A 17649-nucleotide genomic window follows, 5' to 3' on the forward strand; every position below is an offset into this window, starting at 1 on the left:
CTGCGCTTGCGTCCGCGATTGCAGCGATTGCCTCCTCGATTACGCCACTCATGAAACTGCACATCCTCGCCGTCGGCCACAAGATGCCGGACTGGATCGCCACCGGCTTCGATGAATACGCGAAACGCATGCCGCCGGAGCTGCGCATCGAGCTGCGCGAGATCAAGCCCGAGCAGCGTTCGTCGGGGCGGCCGGCCGAAAGCGTGATGGCAGCCGAGCGGCAGAAAATCGAAGCCGCATTGCCGAAGAACGCGCGCATTGTCGCGCTCGATGAACGCGGCAAGGATTGGACCACGATGCAGCTCGCCGGCGCTCTGCCCGACTGGCAACAGGACGGCCGCGACGTGGCGTTTCTGATCGGCGGCGCAGACGGGCTCGACCCCGATCTGAAAGCACGCGCCGATATGCTGCTGCGTGTCTCCAGCCTGACGTTGCCGCACGCCATGGTGCGCGTGCTGCTCGCCGAACAGCTTTACCGCGCGTGGACCATCACGCAAAATCACCCCTATCACCGCGCGTGAGCAAACGAGGCGGCTGACGGATCGCGCGTTTCTGGTCTCGTTGCCTGCGCTGATTGATGCGCCTACAGGTGCGTTTATAGGCGCGTTTTCGATACGCTTCTCGACGCGCTTATCCTCGTGTTCTTTGCCACGCCGATCGACGCCCGACTGACAAGCTCATCGCGCGCTCGTCACGCATAGACGCAATCCGCCTCATCGAGACCTGTTCATGCCAACGCCCGCCGCTTCGCGCCATCCATTCGTCTATCTCGCTTCCCAGAGTCCACGCCGTCAGGAGCTGTTACAACAGCTCGGCGTGCGTTTCGAATTGCTGCTGCCGCGTCCCGATGAAGATGCCGAAGCGCTCGAAGTCGAGCTACCCGGCGAGCGCGCTCGCGACTACGTGCAGCGCGTGTGCATCGCCAAGGCGCACGCTGCCCGCGCGCGTCTCGTAGCAGGCGGACACGTCGCACGGCCCATCCTGGTTGCCGACACAACCGTCACGATCGACGACGCGATCCTCGGCAAACCCATCGACGCCAACGATGCCGTCGCGATGCTCACGCGCCTCGCGGGCCGCGATCACGAAGTGCTGACAGCCGTCGCGGTGGTCGATGCAGAAGGCGCGTTGCTGCCTGCAGCGCTATCGGTATCGAAGGTGCGTTTTGCTGCACTGCACGCGGACGCCGTGCGCCGCTACGCCGCAAGCGGCGAGCCGCTCGGCAAGGCGGGCGCGTATGGTGTGCAGGGACGCGCCGCCGAGTTTGTCGAACATATCGACGGGTCCTATTCAGGTATCATGGGTTTGCCGCTTTTTGAAACCGCTGCCCTCCTGCGTGCAGCGAGCATCGACTTCTAAAATAACACCATGAATGAAGAAATCCTGATCAATGTCACGCCGCAGGAAACGCGAGTCGCGCTAGTCCAGCAAGGCGCCGTCCAGGAACTTCACGTCGAACGAACGCTGTCGCGAGGACGCGTCGGCAATGTCTATCTCGGCAAAGTCGTCCGCGTGTTGCCGGGCATGCAATCCGCCTTCATCGATATCGGTCTGGAGCGCGCCGCGTTCCTGCACGTCGCGGATATCTGGCATCCGCGCATTGCGGGCGAGCCGCAGCATCAGACGCCGCATCAGCCGATTGAAAAGATCGTCTTCGAAGGTCAGACGCTGATGGTTCAGGTCGTGAAGGATCCGATCGGCACCAAGGGTGCCAGGCTGTCCACGCAAGTGAGTATCGCCGGGCGCACGCTCGTGTATCTGCCGCAGGAGCCGCACATCGGCATCTCGCAGAAGATCGAGAGCGAAGCCGAGCGCGAGGCCGTGCGCGCGCGCTTGACCGCCGTGCTGCCTGCCGACGAAAAAGGCGGCTACATCGTACGCACGATCGCTGAAGATGCGAGCAGCGAAGAGTTGGCCGGAGACGTCGCGTACCTGCGCAAGACGTGGGCGACGATTATCTCGCAAGGTCAGCGCATGCCGCCGACCAGCCTGCTGTATCAGGATCTGAATCTCGCGCAACGCGTGCTGCGCGATTTCGTCAATGACGAGACCTCGCGTATCCAAGTCGACTCACGCGAGACCTATCAAATGCTTGCCGACTTCGCGGCGGAGTTCACGCCGGCGGTGTCGTCGAAGCTGCATCACTACATGGGCGAACGGCCGCTCTTCGATCTGTACAACATCGAGGCGGAAATCCAGCGCGCATTGTCACGCCGGGTCGATCTGAAGTCGGGCGGCTATCTGGTGATCGACCAGACCGAAGCGATGACCACGATCGACGTGAACACCGGCGGTTACGTCGGCGCGCGCAACTTCGACGATACGATCTTCAAGACCAACCTCGAGGCCGCGCACACTATCGCGCGGCAATTGCGGCTGCGCAATCTGGGCGGTGTGATCATCATCGACTTCATCGATATGGAAAACGTCGAGCATCGCGATCAGGTGCTCGGCGAGTTGAAGAAGGCGTTGTCGCGCGATCGCACGCGCGTGACGGTGAATGGGTTCTCGCAGTTGGGCCTAGTGGAGATGACGCGCAAGCGCACGCGCGAGTCGTTGGCGCATGTGCTGTGCGAGCCCTGCCCGGTTTGCCAGGGCAAGGGGCAGGTCAAGACGTCGCGCACCGTGTGCTACGACGTGCTGCGCGAGATTCTGCGCGAGTCGCGGCAATTCAATCCGCGAGAGTTCCGCGTGGTGGCGTCGCAGCAGGTGATCGATCTGTTTCTTGAAGAAGAGTCGCAGCATCTGGCGATGCTGATCGATTTCATCGGCAAGCCGGTGTCGTTGCAGGTGGAGTCGAATTTGAGTCAGGAGCAGTACGATATTGTGCTGATGTAACCGGCAGAATCCTCACCCTCTTCCGCGTGCCAAATCCGGTTTATCCAGCAACGGCAAGAGCGTCAGGTGGTCTCGCGTTCGACGATATGAAACCCGACGTCGGTTACCCTGGTCTTGTCGACGCCCGCCAACCGGTCTAGCAGACATCGTGCGGCAGTGAGTCCGATGCGCGTGCCGTCGACTCGCACGGTGGTCAATTGCGGCGTGGTTTCAGTCGCGAATTCGAGGTCGCCGAAACCGCAAATAGAAAGTTGCGACGGCACGTTCATACTCATGCATTTGGCCGCGCCGAGCACACCGATAGCGAGCAGATCCGAGCCGCAGAACACTGCGTCGAGGTTCGGCGCCTGTTCGATTAGCGCCGGCAATGCAGCCTTGCCGGCGGCAACCGAGCTCGGGGGCGACACCAGCACCTCGGCGATCCCGCTGATACCCGCTTGCGCAAGACGCTCGCGAAAACCGTCCCGGCGCGCGAGTGCGCGGTCGTCGTTCGCTGAGACCAGGCCCGGCGCCCGCACGTTACGCGCCAGAAAATGCTCAGCCACCGCCACGCCGACCTGATAGTGCGAAAAACCCACCAGCATGTCGATCGGCGTCTCGGTCATGTCCCACGTTTCGACGATCGGCATGCCCACGTTGAGCAAGCGCTCGCGCAATGAATCGGCGTGCGCAACGCCGGTCAGCAGCACGCCTTCTGGACGCCGGCTCAGCACCGCGTCCAGCAACGCCTCCTCGCTCGAATCGCTGTAGCCGCTCAGAGCCAGCAGCACCTGATAACCGGCACGCGACATCGTCTCGCTAAACACCTGGATCGTTTCGGAAAACAGTGAGTGCGCGATGGTGGGCACGATCGCGGCGATCAGGCGCGAGCGTGACGACGACAAGCCGCCCGCGAGACGATTGGGCACATAGCCGAGCTTTTGCACCACCTGCCGCACCCGTTCGAGCGTTTCAGGCGCGACCGTCTCGGGACTATTAAAGACCCGCGACACCGTAATCGGCGCGACGCCCGCCTGCGCGGCGACGTCCGTGATGCGCAGGCCCTTGAGGCCGCCTCGCAAGCGTTTCGCTGGCGCCGTCGCCACTTCCGGTAGGTCAGGGCCGGCAGCGGCGGTCGGCTTGTGATTCGGCATGGCTCGGTGACTGGAGTGATGTATCGCGTCTATTGTAGACTGCGGCCCGCGGCCCGCCGCGGGTGGACGACCCGTGATTCAAGCGGCTGGAATCCATCGCAGGAAAGAGGCAATTCACTCGGCCACGGGTACATGGTTTTGCACGATGTGAGCGTTTCGATTGCGGCGCAGGATCAGCAACGTGACGACGGCAAATACCAGCAGGCAGGTCGCCGGAATCAGCATCGGCGCCTTCACGCTGCCCGTGGTCTGACGTACCCACGGCACCAGATTCTGCGCAATGAAGCCGCCGATATTACCGAGCGAATTGATCGCCGCAATCCCGGCTGCGGCGCGCGCGCCGAACAGGAACTTCGGCGGCAGCGTCCAGAAACACGGGATCAGCAAATACATGCAGGGAGCGCCGAAACAAAGCGCGGCAAACCGCAGCGTGTTGGTCGGCAGAAACACGGCGCTCAGGAAGCACGCGACACCGAGCAGCGCGGCTACCAGCATCGCGACGATTGCGCGATTGCCGCCGCGCAGCTTCGATGGCAGCCATGCGAGCACGATCGTCGCCATCAACCACGGAATGATGTTCAGCAGGCCGTTGGTCGTATTGCTGACGCCGAAGCCCTTCACCAGCGTTGGCAACCAGTAGCTCACACCGTAGACGGATATCGACAACATCATGTAGTACAGCGCCATGCCGATCACGCGCGGTTCCGTCAGCACGCTCAGCAGCGAGGAACGACCGGTGTAATTTCTTTTCATCTGCTCGCGTTCCGCGTCGAGCGTGTCGGTGAGCCATTGTTTTTCGTCGGCGCAGAGAAACTTTGCTTGCGCCGGTGACGCCGGCAACAGGAACAGCACGACAAAGGTCAACAGAATCGACGGCAAGCCGGTGACGATGAACACGAGCTGCCAGCCGTGTAATCCCGCGACACCGCCCTTGTCGAGCAACCAGCCGCAGATCGGCGCACCCACCATGTTGCCCAGACTGCTGCCGACGGTGAAGTAGCCGAGCATCCGCACGCGATGCCGTGACGGAAACCACAAAGTCAGGTAGTAGATCACGCCCGGATACAAGCCCGCTTCCGAAGCGCCGAGCAGAAAACGCAGCGCGTAAAACATCGTTGCATTCTGAGTGAACGCGAGAAGTATCGTGACGACGCCCCAGGTGAACATGATGCGCGCCATCCAGCGTGGTGCGCCGTACTTGTGCAGCAACACGTTGCTCGGCACTTCGAACAACAGATAGCCGATAAAGAACAACGACGCACCGAGTCCGTACGCGACCTCAGAAAGCCCAAGGCTGCCGAGCATCTGCAGCTTGGCAAAACTGATATTGGAGCGATCGATGTAGGCAACAAGATAGAGCAAGCCGAGCAGCGGCATCAAACGGAATGCCAGGCGATTGATCAGACGCGATTCATCGATCGCCGGTGTCGTGATATTCACTGTGTCTCCTGCGCTCGCGCCGTCCGCGCGAACAATGGCCAGGCGATAGATCGAAACAGCCTCAACGCATTATTGTTTTTGGGCGCGCCATTGTGCGTAAGCAGCGAGCGTTTCCTCGTTCGGGGGATACGTGCCGCGCAGCGGCCGGCCTTCTTCGATACGCTGCGTGATGAACACTTCGATCTGTTCCTGCTCGGTGGCGTCGCGCGCGACTTCGGTCGCCATTTCGCGCGGCACGATGACCACGCCGTCCACATCGGCGACGACGATATCGCCCGGATAGACCGGCACACCGCCGCAGGCGATCGGTACGTTCATATCGACCGCATGATGTTTTGCCAGATTCAGCGGTGCGCTCGCGCCGGCGCACCAGAGCGGCAAGCCCTGTTCCGCGATCGTGCCGCTATCGCGCACGGGACCATCCGAGACCATGCCGGCCACACCGCGCTTCGCGAGACGCAGCGCGAGAATCGAACCGACCGACGCAACCGCGCGTTCACCGCGGCAGTCCTGCACCAGCACGCTGCCAGGCGGTGCCGTTTCAACGGCTTTACGCTGCGGATGATCCGGGTCCTGAAATACGCCGACGTGGTCGAGATCCTCACGCGCCGGGATGTTGCGCAGCGTGAACGCCGGGCCGACGAGGTTCGGTGCGCCGGGCGCCGGTTTGACGAGCGGCGCGACGCCTTGCAGGAATACGTTGCGCAAGCCGCGCTTGAAAAGTTGCGTGGTCAGCGTTGCGGTGCTGACGTGTCGCAGCTGCTCGAGTGTCGCGTCGCTGATGGTGATGTTGGATGCGGTCATGAGAGGCCTGGATAGCGTTAGTGAATGTCGGGCTCGGTGCGCGTCGTGGACGATGTGGACGGCACGGTTTGCTCCGTCTGCGTGACGGGCGCCGGGGCCTGCTGCGCGCCTGCGCCTACCGGTTCTTCAAGGAAATCGAAGTCACAGCCCTTGTTGGCCTGCGTCACGTGCAGTTGATGCATCACGCCGAAGCCGCGCTCGAACGGACGCTTGGGCGGTTGCCATGCGGCCTTGCGGGCGACGAGTTCAGCATCACTCACTTCGAGATGCAAACGGCGGCTATGAACATCCATTTCGATCATGTCGCCATCCTTCACCAGCGCGAGCGGACCGCCGACGAACGATTCAGGCGCGACATGCAGCACGCACGCGCCATAACTGGTGCCGCTCATCCGTGCATCGGAAATGCGCAGCATGTCGCGCACACCCTGCTTCAGCAGCTTTTGTGGAATCGGCAACTGGCCCCACTCGGGCATACCGGGCGCGCCCACTGGCCCCGCGTGCTGCAGCACGATCACTGAGTCGGCGGTAACGTCCAACTCTTCCGAGTCGATCCGCGCGGCCATGTCGGCGTAGTCCTTGAACACCACCGCCGGACCGCGGTGCTTCTGCAGATGCGCTTCCATCGCCGCGGGTTTGATCACCGCCCCATCCGGCGCGAGATTGCCGGTGAGCACCGCGAGGCCGTCGCTGGCGACGAGCGGATTGCTGCGTTTGCGGATCACGTCGTCGTTGAAAATTTCCGCACCGGCAATGTTCTCGCCGAGCGTCGTGCCATTGACCGTCATCTGCGAGCCGTCGATCAGTTCGCCCAACTCGACCAGCAGCGCACGCAGGCCACCTGCGTAGAAAAAGTCTTCCATCAGGTACTGACCCGCCGGGCGCAGATTGCCGAGTCCCGGCGTGATGCGCGCCAGTTCGTCAAAGCGTGCAGTCGTCAGATCGATGCCGGCGCGGCGCGCCACGGCAACGAGGTGGACGATCGCGTTCGTCGAACCGGACATCGCCAGCACGGTGGTCACCGCGTTGTCGAAAGATTGGGCGGTCAGAATGTCTGACGGTTTCTGATCGATCCACACCATCTCGACGATGCGTTGCCCTGTCAATGAGGCGAACTGCGCGTGTCGTGAGTCGACAGCGGGAATCGACGAGAAGCCGGACAGCGTCAGACCGAGCGCTTCGGTGGCGCTGGTCATCGTCGACGCGGTACCCATCGTCATGCAATGGCCCGGCGAGCGCGCGATGCCGCTCTCGATGCCCTTCCACTCCTCTTCCGTGATCTTGCCGGCGCGCAACTCAGCCCAGTACTTCCACGTGTCTGAGCCGCTGCCGAGCGTGCGGCCGTTCCAGTTGCCGCGCAACATCGGACCCGCCGGCAGATAGATGGCCGGCAGGTCCATGCTGATCGCGCCCATCAACAGGCCGGGCGTGGTCTTGTCGCAACCGCCCATCAGCACGCAGCCGTCGAACGGATAGGACTTCAGCAACTCCTCGGTTTCCATCGCGAGGAAGTTTCGATACAGCATCGTGGTCGGCTTCTGGAACGGCTCGGCGAGCGTCATCACCGGCATTTCGACGGGGAACCCACCAGCCTGCCAGATGCCGCGCTTCACTTCTTCCACGCGCTGCTTGAAATGCGTATGGCATGAGTTGATCTCGCTCCACGTGTTGACCACGGCGATCACCGGCTTACCCATGTAATCCGACGGGTGGTAACCCATTTGCGCCGTGCGCGAACGGTGGCCGAACGAGCGCAGGTCGTTCACGCCATACCAGCGATAGCTGCGAAGCTGTTCAGATGTTTTGCGGTTCGATGACACTGATATCTCCATGGTAGCGCTACCATCGCATGCGACGAATGCACGCCGCCGACTGCTTCATTGCCGCCGATGGTAGCGATACCATCGGAACGTGTCGTTAAGGGATTTCACTGACGCGAAGCGACATCGCGGCTACCGGCCCTCATTTTTGTCATTGACGCCATTCGAGCCGGGCGCGTATAACCATCCCACTGGATGTTATATGGATGGTATTTGGATTCCCGCCAGGTACCGCACGGAATAGAAATGGCCAACCTCAAACTTATCGACACCTCCCGCCCCAAAGGCGGCGAGACCGAAAAAATCACCATCAATCTCGGCCCAATCGACCTCGGTCAGATCGATTTACTCGTCGAAGAAGGTTTTTACTCGAACCGCACCGATCTGATCCGTACGGCGATCCGCAACCAGCTCACGGTACACGCGCAGGTCGTCACTGAAACAGTGACCCGGCGCGCGATGGTGCTCGGCTTGCAGCACTTCTCGAGGCGGGACCTCGAAGCCATTCAGGCCGCGAACGAAAGACTGGACATTCATGTGCTCGGCCTCGCCAGCATCGCAGCCGATGTACCGCCGGAACTTGCGGCGGCCACGATCGCATCGGTGGCGGTGCTCGGCGCATTTCACGCGTCGCCCGCGGTCAAGGCCGCGCTCGCCGGCCGCATCAGGTAGGCCCGCCGGGCTCGACTGATCCGATGCTTGAACACGTGCCTGAATCCGTGAAGCTCATCGCCTGATCCAGTCAAGCCCTATGCAAGTCAACGTAACCGCTTACCGTCATGAAAATAAATGAAGATTTCCTGAAGTCGATGAAAGAAGCCTTCGACCTGCTGCGCACCAAGGGGCCGAAGGAAGCGACCGCTGCGGTTCAGCGCGCGCTCGCGGGCAGCGCGGCCGAAGCAGGTCATGCGCAAACACCGCACATGCCGCAGAGCGTCAACGAATGGGCGCAAGCGTGGACGCAGGTGCAAACTCAAGCACAAAGTCAGGCGCAGCCACACGCCGACGCCATGCCGCACGCACCTGCCGAGCACACTTTCGACGCCGGCACGCCCGGCACATTCAGCACCCACACCTTCAGCAATAGCGCGGGTCAACGCCAATACAAACTCTACGTACCCGCCGTCTACAACAGCGAACCGTTGCCGCTAATCGTGATGCTGCACGGCTGCACGCAAAACGCCGACGACTTCGCGGCCGGCACGCGCATGAACGAAATGGCCGAGCGTTACGGCTTCATCGTCGTGTATCCGAATCAGTCGCAGGCGGCCAATCATTCGACATGCTGGAACTGGTTCAAGCCTGCCGACCAGCAGCGCGATCAGGGCGAACCGTCGTTGATCGCGGGTATTACCCGTGAGGTGATGGCGCGCTACCGCGCCGACCCGGCGCGGGTGTACGTCGCGGGTCTGTCGGCGGGCGGCGCAATGGCGGACATCATGCTGAAGACTTCGCCCGACCTGTACGCGGCGGCCTGCGTGCATTCCGGTCTTGCTTACGAAAGTGCGAAGGATCTGCCCTCGGCACTCGCCGCGATGAAGGGGGGCAAAGTGCATCGCAACCGCGCACGCGTCGAACCGCAACGCCCGCTCATTGTGTTTCATGGCGATGCGGACACGACGGTACATCCCTCGAACGCCACAGCACTCCTGGCAGGCTTCGACGCCGGCGTCACAACCGTCAGCGCGCCGTCACACACGGCAGGCACGGCAAGCGGCCAACGCGGTTGCACAGTGCAACGGCTTGTCGCGCCGAATGGCGTCGAAGCGGAATCCTGGTCGATTCATGGCGCGGGCCACGCATGGGCGGGCGGTAGTCAGCGCGGTTCGTACACGGACCCATCCGGCCCCGACGCGACTGCCCAAATGCTGCGCTTTTTTCTCGCCCATCCGCGAACTTCAGCCACACACTGAGCGCCTTTCGACTGAAGAATCGTTTTGACGAAAACGCTGTACATCCTGCCGTAAAGGTATAGAGTGGCTCATGTTGCATCGCAGCAAAATCACTGCGCCGCGTCGACCTGCCGTCTCGCGTGAGACCTGGCCTCCGAAATCCTTTGGGCGCCTGCGCCAGGTCACCTTGGAGATCACATGCACAGCCCCGCGATCGAACATAACGCCGCCTTCGGCCAACGTACTTTCAACATCTTCACCGCCTTGCAACTCGATGGGCTGGCGTGCCTGCAAAAGCTCGGCGAGCTCAATCTCGCGGCAATGAAGGCAACGGTCACCGAAAGCAAGAACGCATTGTCGGGCGGTCAGTTCACCGCCGCGCCGTTCGCCGGCGCATCCGACGCGCAGCAGCAACTGGTTCAACGTACTTTGTCGTATGCGCAGCACGTCAAGGAAATTGACGCGCAATTCACCGCGGCGTTGACCAAGGCAGGCGAATCGCTGCGCGAAGAGTTCGGCGCCGGCGTGGCGCAGTTCGGTTCGGGCTTCGGTCAGACCACGCCGTTCAGTTCGGATAGCGCGTTTGGCGCAATGCAATCCGTGATGGCCTCGATGATTCATTCGGGCAACGTGATGCAGGACAGCATCAAGCGTGCATCCGGTGTCATGGCCGGCACGGCGATCACTGCCGCGGACGACGCAGCACACTGAGTCCCGCGTAGTAACGGGATCAGACGGAAAGGGGCCAATCGGCCCCTTTTTGCTTTTCCGTGTATTGCGGCGACACGCGTCTTGCACGGATGCATCCCGTTCGGCCCGACTGCCGCGCGTATCGCGCATCACCGCCCGCCACAACCCCCTTCAACGCTGTCCCACCCTGCGCACGACAAGCCGACCCTACGCCGCCACCGGACAGCCGGCCTGTTCGAGCGCTGTCTGAGCATGGTCATGCAGATCGTCGGTAGTGAGCGACGCGTCCGGCGAGCGCACCCATGCAGCGATGCGCAGTGTCGCGCCGCCGTCCTCGGGATAGTCTGCTACGGTGATGACCGGTGCGAGCGTCGAGCCGCTCAAGACGCGCGGTTCGTCGGCGACCAGTTTCTTCAACTCGCCGATCGCCGCATCCACGTCCTTACGCTGTGCGAGTCCAACTTCGACCTCGATGCGTTGCGTGCCCCCGCTGCTGTAGTTGATCACCGGATTGCTCCAGATCTGGCTGTTCGGCACAAACACAGCGTTGCCGTCGCCACGTTCGATGCGCGTCGTGAACAGCCCCACTTCGCGCACGATGCCCGCAGCCGCCCCACTGCCCTCGATCACGTCACCGACGCGAAACGGCCTCAACATCAGCAGCATCATGCCGGCCGCAATGTTCTGCAATGTGCCTTGCAAGGCGAGGCCGATCGCGAGACCGGCTGCGCCCAGCACGGCCAGCACACTCGCCGTGGCGATGCCGATTTCACCAAGCGCCGCGATGAAGACGAGCACGCGCACAGCCCAGGTGCCCATTGCCGCTAACATTGGCGCGAGCGTGGGATCAGCACGCGTGCGCGCGAGCGCTCTTTCGAACACCGAGCCGACCCGGTTCGAGAGCCACCAGCCGACAATCAGGATCAGCGCGGCCAGCACGATTTGAAGAACGTCGTGCGTCAACGTGACAAGCAGTGACGGCTGGAAATGCAATAGACGGGTTAGGAGATCGTTCATTGTTTGCCTGCGCTCCATTGCGTATATGTTCTCTTGACGCAAGGAAGCAGGATACGTTCCCGCGTTTTGCACCGCCGCAGCCGAGGCATATAGCTTGCTAAAACCTATAGCTAGCAGCCTTCTCCCAACCGTAAAAAAAATCGATTGGAACAACCGTTTGACATCTGCTCGCGGTGGAACGCGAGAAAAGCATCAAGCATGCCGTTCATGGCGGCGACGCGCCACGACGGCTGAAGGACTGCGACTTCAAGTTGGCAGCGGAATCACCGGCGTCAACCGGTGCCCAACGGTTTCAGCAAATTGCGCAACGCCGCGATGGTGATGGGTCGCGAGAACCAGAATCCTTGCGCCTCGTCGCAGCCGAGTGCTTCCAGTTGCGCGGCCTGTTCGGCCGTCTCTACGCCTTCGGCCGTCACGCGCAGTTTCAGTGCATGGGCCATGGCGATAATGGCGCCGACGAGCGCCGCGCATTGCGGATCGGTACTCATGCGCATCACAAACGAGCGATCGATTTTCAGGCGGTTCAGCGGGAAACGTGTGAGATACGCGAGACTCGAATAGCCGGTACCGAAATCATCCACCGCGACTTCAACGCCTAATTCGCGCAATGCATGCAGCGTCTGCAATGCCAGTTCGGTGTCGCCGAGCAGCACGCCCTCGGTGATTTCGATTTCAAGGTAGGAAGGGTCGAGCGCGGCATCCTCTAGTGCCCCCCGGATCGTCTCGAACAGATTGTGTCGCTGGAACTGCTGCGGGGACACGTTCACCGCGATCCGCGGCAACGTGCCGACGAGACGCAGCAATTTTCCGGCGTCGCGGCACGCGGTACGGATCACCCACTCACCGATCTGCTCGATCAGGCCCGACTCTTCCGCGACCGGCACGAACTCGACCGGACTGATCAGACCACGCTGCGGATGATTCCAGCGCAACAGCGTCTCCACTTGCGCGATACGGCCATTGGAAAGCGTCACCTGTGGCTGATACACGAGATGCAGTTGCTGACGCTCGAGCGCTTCGCGCAGCATGGTCTCCAGTTCGAAGCGGCGCGCCGCCAGGCCTTCGAGCGCGGTGGAAAAGCGCCGCACCGCATTGCCGCTCACCGCCGAAGCCGCCGACAACGCCACGCCCGCGCGGCGCATCAGCGTCGGCGCATCGGCACCGTCGGTGGGATAGGCGACGATGCCGATACTCGCCGTGATGTTCAGCGCAGTGCCTGCGTAGTCGATCGATTCGGCGATACGGCTCAGTGCTTCAGCCGCGAAAGCATCGGCCGCCGTGCCGGTTTCCTTGATCAGCAGCGCGAATTGCGTGCCGCCGATCGAGGCGATCGTACCGTCGTTGGGGAACAGACCGCGCAAACGCTCGCCGACGATCTGCAACACCAGCTCGGCCGCATGCAAACCGAGCGCATCGCGCAGTTTGCGCAAATGATCGAGCTCGGCAATCAGCACGGTAAAGCCACTGCCGTTTCGCTGGCAGCGCGCGATCGTGAGCTCGAGGCGTTCGGTGAAAAGCGTCTGATTGGGCAGGCGGGTCACGCCGTCGTGATGCGCGACGTACCACAAGCGCGCCTCGGATTGCGCGTAGCGCGTCATGTCGATGGCAATACCGACGTAGCGAACGGGCCCCGTGGCTACCCCACCGGGATACGCCGGCTCGGCGGCGAGCGGCGCGAGCGCGAACACCACGCGAATCGGGGTGCTGTTGCGCCGCACATAGGTCCATTCGCCTTCATAGCGCGAGCTTATCGCCGACAGCGCCGGCAATTCGGCGCGGCGCCTCGCGAGTTCGGCCGGGTCGTGCAAGGACTCAAAGGTGCGCCGGCCGATCAATTCTTCGGCGGTAAAACCGGTCAGCTTTTCGAAAGCAACGTTGACGGAGTCGAACGTGCCGTCGGCTGTGCAGATGAACATGCCGTATGGCGCCGCCGCAAGCGCGGCGTCACGTGGACGCGCTTCGGCAAAGTGGTGATCTTGCATCGCGCCGGCCTTTGAATTTCCTGGGTACTGGAAGCGAATGAGGAAAGCGGGTGAGCATTTTTCCTGGCGCGTATGGCGCAGCCGGCAGATTGGGTCCGATCCGCTGGGTAACCGTGCGTATGATAGCGGCTTTCCTGGCTGAATCCATCGCCCCAGCCGCGCATTCTTCGTCGCAATCGTTTCCCTCGGTGTATTCCCGAATTCCGGTGGCGGCGCGCCCGTCATCGCACACATCATAGAGCGCTCGCTATTGCCGGCATGCTCCGCGCCCCATGACTCAACCCACACCGGCTTTTGACGCCGTCGTACAGGGCTTCGACGGATTGACGACCGTTATATCCGCGGATATATTTTGCTCGCGATCCTTCATTAAAAAACACCGCTCCACAGCATGGATCCGCACGAAACAGGGTCCCGCTTTTCATGTCCAAGGAAATTATCGATTCGCACCTTCTCAAGGTGCTACACACGCTTCTGACCGAATCGAGCGTGTCGCGCACGGCAACCTTGCTCGGACAATCGCAGCCGACCGTGAGCGTGGCGCTGCGCAAACTGCGCGACATGACCGGCGATCCGCTGCTGGTGCGCAGCGGCAGCCGGATGGTTCTCACGGCGCATGCTCTCACGCTGATCGAACCTGCGGCGCAAGCGCTGAACAATATCGCGGCCATTCTGCACCCCACCACCTCATTCAATCCGGCCACTACTAGCCAGACCTTTCGTATCGGCTCGCCGGATTATCTCGATGCGTTCTTCGTCCCCGCCGTGGTCGATGCGTTTCATCGCGAAGCGCCCGGTGCGAAGCTCGAGTTCAGGCATCTGATGATGGTGGACGGTGGTTATGAACACGGTCTGGAAAGCGGCTTTCTCGATCTGGTGATCGGCAACTGGCGCACACCGCCGGAGCATCTGCATTTGCAGCCGCTGTGCAAGGACGAACTGGTGTGCCTGATGCGCAACGGCCATCCGATCAAACCGGGGCGGCTTAGCAAGCCCGTCTACGAAGAAGCGGAACATCTGGCCGTAATGACCTATAACACGACGGCATGGGGCACCGTCGATGTCGAACTCGCCCGCAACGGCCTATCGCGCACGGTTACCACGACACTGCCCTACTTCGGCATGGCGCCCTACGTTCTGGCGCGCTCCAATCTGCTGTTCACCACCACCCGCGCACTCGCCACGCACTATACCAGGATGCTGCCGTTGCGCATCGAACCGGTGCCCGGCGAGCCGCAAGCACTCACCTACTATCAACTCTGGCACGATCGCACGCATCGCAGCGTTGCGGCGGTATGGCTGCGGCGGTTGATCGCCAGCGTCGCCAAAGATCTGGTTTCCTAAGCGCTTTTTCATCCGCGCGCACATCCTTCAAGCGGATAAAAAAACGCCGCAAGCAGAGCTTGCGGCGCGAATGCGATCATCGGATGTGTTCCAGGTGACAGGCCCTTTAAAACACCGAGCGATCACAAAGTGAGGTCGGTCAGTCGGAAGATTGTTATGGCTTAGGGTTAGCTAATGGCCCCCTCTGTCATGGCCTTGATCAGCGCGGCCTTACCCTCGATCGCCGCGCCGAGCAGTGCGAAGCCCAACGGACGTTCACTAGTGGCATGCCGGCACACGGCGCGCACCGCGTGTTTCGCCGCATCGGCGGCGGTTTCGATCGACCATGCGCCCTCGTCATCCGGCGTCACGACGACGGCTGGACTCGCGGGCGTCTTCACGGTAATTGGCATCACCGGGAAAGCAACACGCGTCGGCTGCCCGGCCAGGGTGCGCGCGAGCGCCCGCGCGGCGTGCATGATCGGCAGGACATACGGCTGGACTTTGCCGTCGATCGCGGCACAGTCGCCAAGTGCATAGATATCCGGCGCGCTTGTGCGGCACCACGCGTCGGTTCGAATGCCCTGATCGATTTCAAGGCCAGCTGCCGCGGCAAGCGCCGTGCGCGGCGCGAGGCCGACCGCCGACACGACCAGATCCGCGTCGATCGGCTCGCCTTCGGTGAACGTCAACCGATAACCATCCGACAAGCGGTCGATACGATCCACGCTGCGGCCAGGATGAAAATGGATGCCGCCATCGTCCAGCGCGCGAGCGAAAATCTCGCCCACGTCTCGCGGAAGCAAGCGAGCCAGCGGTGTCGAAGCGGGATCGATCAGACTGACTGCATAACCGGCGGCCGCCAGATCGTTGGCGAACTCGCAGCCGATCAGACCCGCGCCCAGAATCGCCACTGAACGGCAACGCGTGAGCGCCAACCTGAAACGCGCGTAGTCGCCGAGATCGTTGATCGACATCACGTCGGCCGCGCCGTCGCCCGCTACTTTCAGGCGGCGTGGGTCCGCGCCCGTGGCCAGCACCAGCTTGCTGTAGCCGAGTAAGGCGTTGTCGACAACGAGCGTGCGCTCGGCCGGCAAAATACGCTCCACATGCTGATGCACGCGTATCCACGCGCCCAATTGAGCCGCCATTGCTATCGCGTCGAAACTCGCCAGCGTCTGCGGCTCTTTCTTCATCGCCAGTGCATTCGACAACATCGGCTTCGAATAGAAGCTGCCGTCATCGCGACTGATCATGACGATCGGCACCGTGCTATCGAGTTTGCGCAATTCACGCGCGACCGTATAGCCCGCCATGCCGGTGCCGACAATCACCACCGGCTGTCCCTTGTCCTCATGCTGAGCGGCCGTCATGCGATCACCTGCATTTCAAAGTCGTGTTTGCCGGTTGCGCAGTCCGGGCACAGCCAGTCGTCCGGCACGTCTTCCCAGCGCGTGCCCGGCGCGATGCCTGCTTCCGGCAGACCCAGTGCTTCGTCATAGCGAAAGCCGCAGATCACGCATTCCCATACTTTCATGGCTTCTCTCCCGAATCACGAATCACGAATCACGAATCACGCATCGCGAATCACGCATCGCGTCACGTCGCACCGCGAACTAGCGCACATACGCCTGGCCGAGACCGATCTCGGCCAACGCCCGACGATAGGCACCCGACGAACGGTCGGCAAGGATCGGCGCTTCCGCCGCGCGGTCGATCGGCAAATCTTCCGGGCACTGCAGTTCGACGATCGCGCGATCTTCTTCGAACACCTGACGGTTGAACGCATAGACGTCCTCGAGCGGCAAATCCTTATCGAAGTTGCGCACGATCGGCACGAACAGACGCGTCTTACGCGCGGACACCGGGCTCGCGGCATTCAGAATCGACAGGCGACCGTTGTCGGGAAATTGCACGGTCAGACGCGCAAAGAACGGCACGTCCACGTCGAAGAAGCGGCGCCACAGATAACCCTCCGGCGCGCGATGCTGCATCGACTTCGGGAAGTTGCTGACCGTGCTCACATACTCCGCGTGCATGCCGCGTTCGCGCCGCTCGACTGAATACTGCGGCACCACCGGGTTATGCCGGTCGGCGAAGCTGTCGTGATGAATCCACGCGAAATGCGCGACGTCGATGAAGCCTTCGGTCTGACGTCCCGCCGAAGCGTTGATATCGATCGAGGGCGGCAGGATCTGCTGGAAGTCGGGATCGTCCCAGCCGGGAAAGGCAGGCAACGCTTCAGTGCCGCCACCCAGCGAAACCCATACGAGGCCGTAGGCTTCCTGCGTCGCATACGTGACGAGATGCAGGCGATCGGGAATCGGGCCATCCGCTTGCGAGGGAATATGCTTGCACTTGCCGTCGCTACCGTACGCGAGGCCGTGATACGGGCACACAATGTTGCCGTTATCGACCCATCCCTGGCTGAGCGGCGCACCGCGATGCGGACAGACATCGCGCGCGCTCACCAGTTGACCGTTCGAGCGGAACACGACCAGCGGCTCGTCAAGCAGCGTCACGCTGATGGGTTTGTCGGTCACGTCGGCGGCGAATGCCACCGGATGCCAGTAGCGGCTGAGAATGTCCCAGTCGTGGCTATCGAAAGTGCAATTGCGGGGTAAAGCGGGGGAGCGTTGGAATGTCAGCGGGGTAGCGGTAGCAGTAGCAGTGGCGGAACTCATGCATGTCTCCAAAACCTGATGGGGGT

General features: G+C 62.0%; 16 protein-coding genes. 7 read left to right on the plus strand and 9 right to left on the minus strand.

Annotation, left to right across the window (positions count from 1 at the left end):
- Positions 1–50: 50 nt before the first annotated feature.
- The 3 genes from rlmH (at position 51) to rng (ending at position 2838) form a co-directional block, all read left to right on the plus strand.
- On the plus strand, positions 51–521 hold the full coding sequence (rlmH, locus tag ACUN0E_RS35780; RefSeq protein WP_408234656.1) for a 23S rRNA (pseudouridine(1915)-N(3))-methyltransferase RlmH: 471 nt from the start codon (positions 51–53) through the stop codon (positions 519–521).
- Between the two features lie 208 nt (positions 522–729).
- The gene (locus tag ACUN0E_RS35785) at positions 730–1359 is read left to right on the plus strand and encodes a Maf family protein (RefSeq protein WP_408234653.1); all 630 of its coding nucleotides are present in this window, start codon (positions 730–732) and stop codon (positions 1357–1359) included.
- A 9-nt stretch (positions 1360–1368) separates the two neighbouring features.
- Positions 1369–2838 (plus strand): ribonuclease G, encoded by a 1470-nt coding sequence (rng, locus tag ACUN0E_RS35790; RefSeq protein WP_445569556.1) that lies wholly within the window; start codon positions 1369–1371, stop codon positions 2836–2838.
- Positions 2839–2900: 62 nt separating this feature from the next.
- On the opposite strand, the gene ACUN0E_RS35795 is transcribed toward rng, so the two are convergent.
- The 4 genes from ACUN0E_RS35795 to araD form a co-directional block, all read right to left on the minus strand.
- Positions 2901–3971, minus strand: coding sequence for a LacI family DNA-binding transcriptional regulator (locus ACUN0E_RS35795; RefSeq protein ID WP_445569557.1), 1071 nt, complete (start codon positions 3969–3971; stop codon positions 2901–2903).
- Positions 3972–4085: 114 nt separating this feature from the next.
- Positions 4086–5411 carry an MFS transporter gene (locus ACUN0E_RS35800; protein ID WP_445569558.1) on the minus strand — a complete coding sequence of 442 codons (1326 nt, stop codon included), beginning with the start codon at positions 5409–5411 and terminating at the stop codon, positions 4086–4088.
- 69 nt (positions 5412–5480) lie between these two features.
- Positions 5481–6215 (minus strand): ribonuclease activity regulator RraA, encoded by a 735-nt coding sequence (locus ACUN0E_RS35805; RefSeq protein ID WP_445569559.1) that lies wholly within the window; start codon positions 6213–6215, stop codon positions 5481–5483.
- Positions 6216–6232: 17 nt separating this feature from the next.
- Positions 6233–8047: an L-arabinonate dehydratase gene (gene araD / locus ACUN0E_RS35810; RefSeq protein WP_445569560.1), complete on the minus strand. Its 1815-nt coding sequence runs from the start codon at positions 8045–8047 to the stop codon at positions 6233–6235.
- Positions 8048–8281: 234 nt separating this feature from the next.
- On the opposite strand from araD, the gene ACUN0E_RS35815 reads away from it, so the two are divergent.
- From ACUN0E_RS35815 to ACUN0E_RS35825, 3 genes are all read left to right on the plus strand, one after another.
- On the plus strand, positions 8282–8707 hold the full coding sequence (locus ACUN0E_RS35815; protein ID WP_408390032.1) for a CopG family transcriptional regulator: 426 nt from the start codon (positions 8282–8284) through the stop codon (positions 8705–8707).
- 107 nt (positions 8708–8814) lie between these two features.
- Positions 8815–9948, plus strand: coding sequence for an extracellular catalytic domain type 1 short-chain-length polyhydroxyalkanoate depolymerase (locus tag ACUN0E_RS35820; protein WP_445569561.1), 1134 nt, complete (start codon positions 8815–8817; stop codon positions 9946–9948).
- Between the two features lie 177 nt (positions 9949–10125).
- Positions 10126–10638 carry a phasin family protein gene (locus ACUN0E_RS35825; protein ID WP_408390028.1) on the plus strand — a complete coding sequence of 171 codons (513 nt, stop codon included), beginning with the start codon at positions 10126–10128 and terminating at the stop codon, positions 10636–10638.
- Positions 10639–10824: 186 nt separating this feature from the next.
- Here the strand turns inward: ACUN0E_RS35825 and ACUN0E_RS35830 are convergent, their stop codons facing one another.
- Both ACUN0E_RS35830 and ACUN0E_RS35835 read right to left on the minus strand, forming a co-directional pair.
- On the minus strand, positions 10825–11634 hold the full coding sequence (locus tag ACUN0E_RS35830) for a mechanosensitive ion channel family protein (protein ID WP_445569562.1): 810 nt from the start codon (positions 11632–11634) through the stop codon (positions 10825–10827).
- Positions 11635–11906: 272 nt separating this feature from the next.
- On the minus strand, positions 11907–13616 hold the full coding sequence (locus tag ACUN0E_RS35835) for a putative bifunctional diguanylate cyclase/phosphodiesterase (protein WP_445569563.1): 1710 nt from the start codon (positions 13614–13616) through the stop codon (positions 11907–11909).
- Between the two features lie 423 nt (positions 13617–14039).
- Here ACUN0E_RS35835 and ACUN0E_RS35840 point away from each other — a divergent pair, with 423 nt between their 5' ends.
- A complete protein-coding gene (locus ACUN0E_RS35840) occupies positions 14040–14960 on the plus strand; it encodes a LysR family transcriptional regulator (protein WP_408234624.1) in 921 nt (306 codons plus the stop codon).
- A 167-nt stretch (positions 14961–15127) separates the two neighbouring features.
- On the opposite strand, the gene ACUN0E_RS35845 is transcribed toward ACUN0E_RS35840, so the two are convergent.
- The 3 genes from ACUN0E_RS35845 to ACUN0E_RS35855 all read right to left on the minus strand — a co-directional run bounded on the left by ACUN0E_RS35845 (position 15128) and on the right by ACUN0E_RS35855 (position 17623).
- Entirely contained in the window at positions 15128–16312 is a 1185-nt protein-coding gene (locus ACUN0E_RS35845) for an NAD(P)/FAD-dependent oxidoreductase (RefSeq protein WP_408390022.1), read from the minus strand.
- Positions 16309–16476: a rubredoxin gene (locus ACUN0E_RS35850; protein WP_093639504.1), complete on the minus strand. Its 168-nt coding sequence runs from the start codon at positions 16474–16476 to the stop codon at positions 16309–16311. Before ACUN0E_RS35850 ends, ACUN0E_RS35845 begins: the two co-directional genes overlap by 4 nt.
- A 79-nt stretch (positions 16477–16555) precedes the next feature.
- Positions 16556–17623, minus strand: coding sequence for a Rieske 2Fe-2S domain-containing protein (locus ACUN0E_RS35855; RefSeq protein ID WP_408390020.1), 1068 nt, complete (start codon positions 17621–17623; stop codon positions 16556–16558).
- Positions 17624–17649: the final 26 nt, after the last annotated feature.

The sequence above is a fragment of the Paraburkholderia sp. D1E genome, from assembly GCF_052682275.1.